We start from the raw sequence: 7,178 nt of genomic DNA, 5'->3' as shown, positions 1-7,178 counted from the left end.
GCAGGTACACGTAAAAGAACTTCGAAAAGTCGGTCGCCTCCATCACCGCCTCGGTGAGCGCGGTGTTCATCACGCCCAGCAGCAGGCCGCTCACCACCACGACCGTGACGAGCCCCGGCAGCGAATGCACGAAGACGCCGAGCAGCACGAGGCAGATCGTGAGGCCCCCGAGCATCGTGAAGAGCACGGGCCGCAGACCGAATCGGCGCGTCAGCACGGGGGCGACGAGCACCGAGGTGATCGCGAGGGCGAGGCCCCAGCCGAAGAAGACGAGGCCCAGCTCGTGCGCGCCGAACGCCGCCACGCCCGCGGCCTTCGCCGCGGCCTCCATGGGGTAGGGGCTGTAGGCGAGCAGCACGAAGAAGCCGAAGTTGTAGAAGAACGCGACCGCGGCCAGTGCGAGCAGCGCGGGGTTGCCGAGGGCCTTGAATCCGGCGACGAGCGAGGGCCGCTCGGCCCGGGCCGCGGCGCGCTGCTCGGCGGTCTGCTTCGGGGTGCGCAGCAGCACCAGGATCGCCAGCAGCGCGACCGCCATGAGCACGGCGGTGCCGAAGAACGGGCCTCGCCACGAGATGGATCCGAGGGCGCCGCCCACGAGCGGGCCGATGGCCATGCCGACGCCGAGTGCGGCTTCGTAGAGCACGATCGCCTGGCGCGATCCGCCCGAGGCGGCGCCGACGATCGCGGCGAGCGCGGTCGAGATGAAGAGCGCGTTGCCGAGGCCCCAGCCGGCGCGGAACCCGATGATCTCGCCGACCGTACCGGAGGCTCCCGCAAGGGCGGCGAAGACCACGATCAGCACGAGGCCCGTCACGAGCGTCCAGCGCACGCCGATGAGCCCGGAGACCCAGCTCGTGAAGAACATCGCGATGCCCGTGATGAAGAGGTAGCTCGTGAAGAGCAGCATGGTCTGGCTGGCGCTCGCACCCAGTTCATGGCTGATGGCCGGCAGGATCGGGTCGACGAGGCCGATGCCCATGAAGGAGATCGCGCAGGCGAAGGCGATCGCCCAGACGGCGGTGGGCTGACGCAGGATCGACGCCTTGCGCGCGGGGGCGGGCCCCGGCGCGGTCGGGTCGGGAACCGGGATGGATCCGGTGGCGGGCGTGGATTCGGTGACGGTGGACGTGGTGGCTCCTCGGGGTGGATGGGGTGTGGTGGCGGCGAGGTGCGGATCAGGCCCGCGGATCGCCGATCCGCTCGCTCAGCTGCTGCATCAGCTCGACCGCTCGGGCGAGCGTGGCGCGGTCGAAGTCGGAGAGTTCGCCGAGGTGGGGTCGCACCCGGTCGGCGGCGATGCGCCGGTACTCGTCGAGCGCGGCTCGGCCGGCCTCGGTGATGGCCACGCGGGAGGCGCGGCCGTCATCGGGGTCGGGGCTGCGGTCGACCCAGCCCTCGTGCTCGAGCCGCTGCACGAGCCCGGTCATGGAGGGCTGTGCCACGCGCTGCTGCTGCGCGAGTTCGCTGACCCGCGCCGAGCCGGTCTGTTCGAGGTCGGCCAGCACCCGCCAGGCGACCAGGGAGTAGCCCACCCCGGCGGTGCGCCCCGCGATGCGCGCGAAGCGGCCGCTGGTGCGCGTGAGTTCAAGCGCAAGCGCATCGAGACCCGATGCGTTCTTACCGTTCTTCTCGATCACAGCGACCACTATACGCCCATTTGCATAGTAAAGCTATGCAAATGATGATCGGCGGAGCGCGGACCTGCCGAGCCCCCACCCCGCGAAGGATCTCCGCAGTTCAGACCGGAGATCTCAGCTCAGGAGGTCGATTCGGCGCAGAACCTCCGTCTGAGCTGCGATCCCCTGCCTGAACTGCGCCCGCCCGCGATCCGCCGCGCACCCTTGACGCGCGCAGGTGTTCCCTGCAGGCTGGCAGCACCGACGACGAACGAGCCAGAGGAGCCTCCCATGATCTTCGTCAATCTGACCACCACCGACCTCGACCGCAGCAAAGCCTTCTACACGGCACTCGGATGCAGCATCAACCCGATGTTCACCGACGAGAACGCCGCCTGCGTCGTCTGGGACGACCAAACCTTCTTCATGATGCTCACCCGCGAGCACTTCGCACAGTTCACCGACAAGCCCCTCGCCGACCCGCGCGAGAGCGCGCAGGTGATCATGGCGCTCAGCCGGGACTCCCGCGCGCACGTCGACTCGACGGTCGAGGCCGGCCTCGCCGCCGGCGGCGTCGAGAACGGCGCCCCGCAGGACTACGGCTTCATGTACCAGCGCAGCATGCAGGATCCCGACGGCAACAACCTCGAATTCTCCTACATGGAGGCCCAGGCCGCGGAAGAGGGCCCCGGAGCCTACACCGACCAGCACGGCGCCGGCCCGGACCCCGTTCCGGGAACCAACAGCGACCATCACGGCCCCGGCAGCTACACCGATGAGCACGGTCCCGACACGGATACCGCTCCCGGCCGCTGAGCAGAGCCACTGGCCCACGACCGGGCCGACGATTCGTCACGGCGGATCGCGATCCGCCTCCCGGAAACGCCGAAGGGGGCGGGATCACCGATCCTGCCCCCTTCACCGCGCCCGCGGGCGCGTCTCCGCGACCGCCTACGCCGCCACGAAGAAGAGGCGCTTGTTCGCGAACTCGCCGATGCCGAGCGGGCCCATCTCGCGGCCGAAGCCCGATCGCTTCACCCCGCCGAACGGGATCTCCGCCGCCTCGGCCGCGATGGTGTTCACGTGCGACATACCCACCTCGAGCTGCGAGGCCACCCGAGCGGCGCGCGCCTCATCGGTCGAGAAGACGGAGCCGCCGAGCCCCAGATCGCAATCGTTCGCGAGTTCGAGCGCCTCTTCGTCGCTCGACACGCGGTAGACGGTGGCGACAGGGCCGAAGATCTCCTCGCGGTACGACTCGGAGTCGCGGGGCACCCCCGTGAGCACGGCCGGCGAGTAGTAGGCTGCAGGGCCCTCCGACAGCACGCCGCCGGCGACGAGGGTCGCGCCGTCGGCGACGGCCTTCTGCACCTGCGCGTCGACCGTCTCAGCGGCGGCGCGCGTCGACAGCGGCGCGAACTCGCCCTCGGCGAGGTTCAGCTGGTCGCCTGGCACGAGACCCTCGGCGAGCTTCGCGAGCTCGGCCACGAACTCGTCGTAGATGTCGTCCATCACGATCAGGCGCTTGTTCGAGTTGCAGACCTGGCCGCCGTTGTAGACGCGGAAGTTCCAGGCCTCGGCCGCGGTCGCCGCGACGTTGTCGCTGTCGAGCACCACCATCGGATCGATGCCGCCGAGCTCGAGCACGCACTTCTTCAGGTGCTGGCCGGCCTGCGCGCCGATGATCGCGCCCGCACGCTCTGACCCCGTCAGCGAGACGCCCTGCACGCGGGGATCGGCGATCATCGACGCGATCTGACCGTGCGAGGCGAACACGTTCTGGTACCCGCCGACGGGCACGCCGGCCTGCTCGAAGATCTCCTGCACGGTGAGCGACGACCGCGCGCAGATGTCGGCGTGCTTCAGCAGGATCGTGTTGCCGAGCAGCAGGTTCGGCGCCGCGAAGCGGGCGACCTGGTAGTAGGGGAAGTTCCAGGGCATCACACCGAGCAGCACCCCGATGGGGCGATGCTCGACGTAGGCCTTGCCCGGGATCGTGCTCGGGATCTCGTAGTCGGTGATGAGGCTCGGGCCGTGCACCGCGTAGTACTCGATGATGTCGCGCGCGAACTCGACCTCGTCGATCGACTCGGCGATCGACTTGCCCATCTCGGTCGCGATGATCCGGGCGAGCTCGTCCTTGCGCTCCTCGAAGATCTCGGCGGCGCGCTTCACGACGGCGGCGCGCTCCTGCACGCTCTTCTCGCGCCACTCGCGGTAGACCGCGTCGGCGCTCGCGACGGCGGCCTCGATGTCGGCGTCGGTCGCGCTGTCGAAGGTCTCGACGATCTCGCCCGTCGCGGGGTTCTGCACTCGGTACTTGGCCATGATGCTCCTTACGTTGGTCGTATATACGCCTCAGCGGTGCAGCGGCCGCCGTGGCCGCTGCACCGCTCGGGCGCTCGTGCGAGTCGGGTTACTCGCCGGTGTAGTAACCATCGGCGACGCGCAGCGCCTCGTCGATGATGTCGAGGCCCGTCACCAGATCCTCCTCGCTGATGATCAGCGGCGGGGCGATCTGCAGGCGGTTGCCGGCCGCGAACGGCCACAGACCGGCGTTCTTGCAGGCGGCGACCACGGCGTTGAACGGCGCCGCGGCCTCGCCGGCCGCGTTGAACGGCACCAGCGGCTCGCGGGTCTCGCGGTCGAGCACGAGCTCGAGCGCCCAGAACAGGCCCTTGCCGCGCACCTCGCCGATCGACGGGTGCTTCTCGGCGAGCTCGCGCAGGCGCGGCTCGACGACTCGCTCGCCCAGATCGCGCACGCGCTCGAGGATCTGCTCCTCCTCGAAGATGTCGAAGGTGGCGACACCCGCTGCGGCGCCGAGGGGGTGGCCGCTGTACGTGAGGCCGCCCGGGAACGAGCGGTCGGCGAAGGTGTTGTGGATCGCCTCGGAGATGACGACGCCGCCGAGCGGCACGTAACCCGAGTTGACGCCCTTGGCGAAGGTGACGAGGTCGGGGGTGACGTCGAAGGCCTGGAACGCGAACCACTCGCCCGTGCGTCCGAAGCCCGCCATGACCTCGTCGCAGATCATCACGATGCCGTGCCTGTCGCAGAGCTCGCGCACGCCCTCGAGGTAGCCGGGGGTGGGCACGAGGATGCCGTTGGTGCCGGTGACGCTCTCGAGGATGATGGCGGCGATGGTGTTCGGGCCCTCGAGCTGGATGGTGTGCTCGAGGTGCTGCAGAGCGCGCTCGGTCTCCTGCTCGGGCGTCTCGGCGTAGAACTCGGAGCGGTAGGGGTAGGGGCCGAAGAAGTGCACGACGCCCGCGTCGGGGGTGCCGTTCGCCCAGCGCCGGGGCTCGCCCGTGAGGGTGATCGCGGTCGCGGTGGAGCCGTGGTACGAGCGGTAGCGGGCGAGCACCTTCTGACGGCCGGTGTGGTGACGGGCCATGCGCACCGCGTACTCGTTGGCGTCGGCTCCGCCGTTCGTGAAGAACACCGAGCGGGCGCCCTCGAACGAGTGCTCGACGACGCGCTTCGCGAGTTCTCCGCGCACGTCGTTCGCCATCGCGGGCTGGATCGTGGCCATGCGGCCGGCCTGATCCTGGATCGCCTTCACGAGGCCGGGATGCTGATGACCGAGGTTGAGGTTCACGAGCTGCGAGGAGAAGTCGAGGTACTCCTTGCCGTCGTAGTCCCAGAAGCGCACGCCCTCGCCCTTGGCGACGGGCAGCGGGTTGATCTGCGCCTGCGCCGACCACGAGTGGAAGACGTAGTCGCGGTCGTTCTGGCGCACCTCGCGCTGCGCGTCGGTGTCGCCGAAGCTCTGCTCCGCACCGTTCAGGTCGATGAAGTCGGTCATCTGATTCCTTATTTCACGTGATGGTTTCGGTCGTCGGGATCCAGGATCCCACACGAAGGAGGGGAAGCGGGGGCGGAGATCCGCCCCCGCCGCGGAGCCAGGGTGCGTGTCGCAGATCGTAGCCGCGCGCAGGAGGCGAGGATCTGCGAGACGCGCCCTAGCTGTTGCTCGGGAACCCGAGGTCGACCCTCGACTGGTCGGGCTTCGGCCAGCGCGTCGTGACGACCTTCGAGCGAGTGTAGAAGTGGATCGACTCGGGGCCGTAGATGTGGGCGTCGCCGAAGAGCGAGTCCTTCCAGCCGCCGAACGAGAACGAGCCGACGGGCACGGGGATCGGCACGTTGATGCCCACCATGCCGGCCTCGACCTCGAACTCGAACTGGCGGGCGACGCCGCCGTCGCGGGTGAAGATGGCGGTGCCGTTGCCGAACTGGTGCTCGTTGATGAGCTGCACGCCCTCCTCGTAGGTGTCGACGCGCACGACCGCGAGCACCGGCCCGAAGATCTCCTCGAGGTAGACCTTGCTGTCGGTCTTGACGTGGTCGAGCAGCGAGACGCCGGTGAAGAACCCGTCGCCCTCGAACTGCGCCTCGCGACCGTCGACGACCACGGTGGCGCCCTCGGCCTCGGCGCCGGCGACGTACGACTCGACGCGGGCCTTCGCCTCGGCGGTGATGAGCGGGCCCATCTCGGACGCGGGATCGGTGCCGTCGCCGATCTTGAGCTTCTCCATGCGCTCGGCGATCTTCGCGACGAGCTCGTCGCCCACACCGCCGACGGCCACGACGACCGAGACGGCCATGCAGCGCTCGCCGGCCGAGCCGTAGGCGGCCGAAACCGCGGCGTCGGCCGCGCCGTTCAGGTCGGCGTCGGGCATCACGATCATGTGGTTCTTGGCGCCGCCGAGCGCCTGCACCCGCTTGCCGTTGGCGGCCGCGCGCTCGTAGATGTACTTGGCGATCGGGGTCGAGCCCACGAACGAGATCGCCTTCACGTCGCGGCTGTCGAGCAGCGTGTCGACGGCGACCTTGTCGCCGTGCACGACGTTGAGCACGCCGTCGGGCAGACCGGCCTCGCGGAACAGCTCGGCGATGAAGACGGAGGCGGAGGGATCGCGCTCGGAGGGCTTCAGCACGACGGTGTTGCCGCAGGCGATCGCGGAGGCGATCATCCAGAGGGGCACCATGACCGGGAAGTTGAACGGGGTGATGGCCGCGACCACGCCCACCGGCTGCTTGATCGAGTGCACGTCGACGCCGGTCGAGACCTGCTCGTCGCGCTCACCCTTCAGCAGGTGCAGCAGGCCCGAGGCGAACTCGACGTTCTCGAGGCCGCGCGCGATCTCCCCGGCCGCGTCGCTGAGCACCTTGCCGTGCTCGCTCGTGACGATGGCGGCGAGCTCGGGCGTGCGCTGCTTGAGCAGCTGGCGCAGGTTGAAGAACACGTCGGCGCGCTTCGTGAGGCTGGTCTTGCGCCAGGCCGGCAGCGCGGCCTTCGCCGCGGCGACGGCCTGCTCGACGGTGGCGGCCGACGCGATCGCCAGCTCGTGCTGCGGCTGGCCCGTCGCGGGGTTGAACACCGGCTGGGTGCGCTCCGCGGTCTCGACATGCTCGCCGCCGATGATGTGAGGGATGAGTGCCATCCGTGTTCCTCTCGAATCGATCAATATGTTCGGGATCACCGAACGCCGTTGATTCCCAGTATTTCAGCGGCCTTTCGCGGCAGCCACCGCCACTCCATCCGCAATTCGCTCG

Annotated in this window: 6 protein-coding genes; 1 reads left to right on the top strand and 5 read right to left on the bottom strand. The window is 69.3% G+C overall.

What is annotated here, in order from left to right:
• Both H490_RS25675 and H490_RS25670 read right to left on the bottom strand, forming a co-directional pair.
• A partial coding sequence (locus tag H490_RS25675; protein ID WP_081611655.1) for an MFS transporter occupies nucleotides 1-979 on the bottom strand: 979 nt, incomplete at its 3' end.
• A gap of 196 nt (nucleotides 980-1,175) precedes the next feature.
• Nucleotides 1,176-1,637, bottom strand: coding sequence for a MarR family winged helix-turn-helix transcriptional regulator (locus H490_RS25670; protein WP_228407180.1), 462 nt, complete (start codon nucleotides 1,635-1,637; stop codon nucleotides 1,176-1,178).
• A 270-nt stretch (nucleotides 1,638-1,907) separates the two neighbouring features.
• Here H490_RS25670 and H490_RS25665 point away from each other — a divergent pair, with 270 nt between their 5' ends.
• Nucleotides 1,908-2,432, top strand: a complete 525-nt coding sequence (locus H490_RS25665; protein WP_017884349.1) for a VOC family protein — start codon at nucleotides 1,908-1,910, stop codon at nucleotides 2,430-2,432.
• A gap of 135 nt (nucleotides 2,433-2,567) precedes the next feature.
• Here H490_RS25665 and H490_RS25660 read toward each other — a convergent pair whose 3' ends face one another.
• The 3 genes from H490_RS25660 to H490_RS25650 form a co-directional block, all read right to left on the bottom strand.
• Nucleotides 2,568-3,944, bottom strand: a complete 1,377-nt coding sequence (locus H490_RS25660) for an NAD-dependent succinate-semialdehyde dehydrogenase (protein WP_017884348.1) — start codon at nucleotides 3,942-3,944, stop codon at nucleotides 2,568-2,570.
• An 88-nt stretch (nucleotides 3,945-4,032) separates the two neighbouring features.
• Nucleotides 4,033-5,424, bottom strand: a complete 1,392-nt coding sequence (locus H490_RS25655) for an aspartate aminotransferase family protein (protein WP_017884347.1) — start codon at nucleotides 5,422-5,424, stop codon at nucleotides 4,033-4,035.
• Nucleotides 5,425-5,581: 157 nt separating this feature from the next.
• Complete coding sequence (locus H490_RS25650) at nucleotides 5,582-7,066, bottom strand: CoA-acylating methylmalonate-semialdehyde dehydrogenase (protein WP_017884346.1); 1,485 nt, start codon at nucleotides 7,064-7,066, stop codon at nucleotides 5,582-5,584.
• Nucleotides 7,067-7,178: the final 112 nt, after the last annotated feature.

This window comes from Leucobacter sp. UCD-THU (genome assembly GCF_000349545.1).
In the GTDB taxonomy this organism is placed as follows: domain Bacteria; phylum Actinomycetota; class Actinomycetes; order Actinomycetales; family Microbacteriaceae; genus Leucobacter; species Leucobacter muris.
Note: the sequence above shows the minus strand (reverse complement) of the source record. Positions and strands in the feature narration are given on the sequence as shown.

Bases quoted from the DNA above. Each gene is read 5' to 3' on its own strand.
- H490_RS25660 (WP_017884348.1), bottom strand. From the start codon at position 3,944: ATGGCCAAGTACCGAGTGCAGAACCCCGCGACGGGCGAGATCGTCGAG.
- H490_RS25655 (WP_017884347.1), bottom strand. From the start codon at position 5,424: ATGACCGACTTCATCGACCTGAACGGTGCGGAGCAGAGCTTCGGCGAC.
- H490_RS25650 (WP_017884346.1), bottom strand. From the start codon at position 7,066: ATGGCACTCATCCCTCACATCATCGGCGGCGAGCATGTCGAGACCGCG.
- H490_RS25665 (WP_017884349.1), top strand. From the start codon at position 1,908: ATGATCTTCGTCAATCTGACCACCACCGACCTCGACCGCAGCAAAGCC.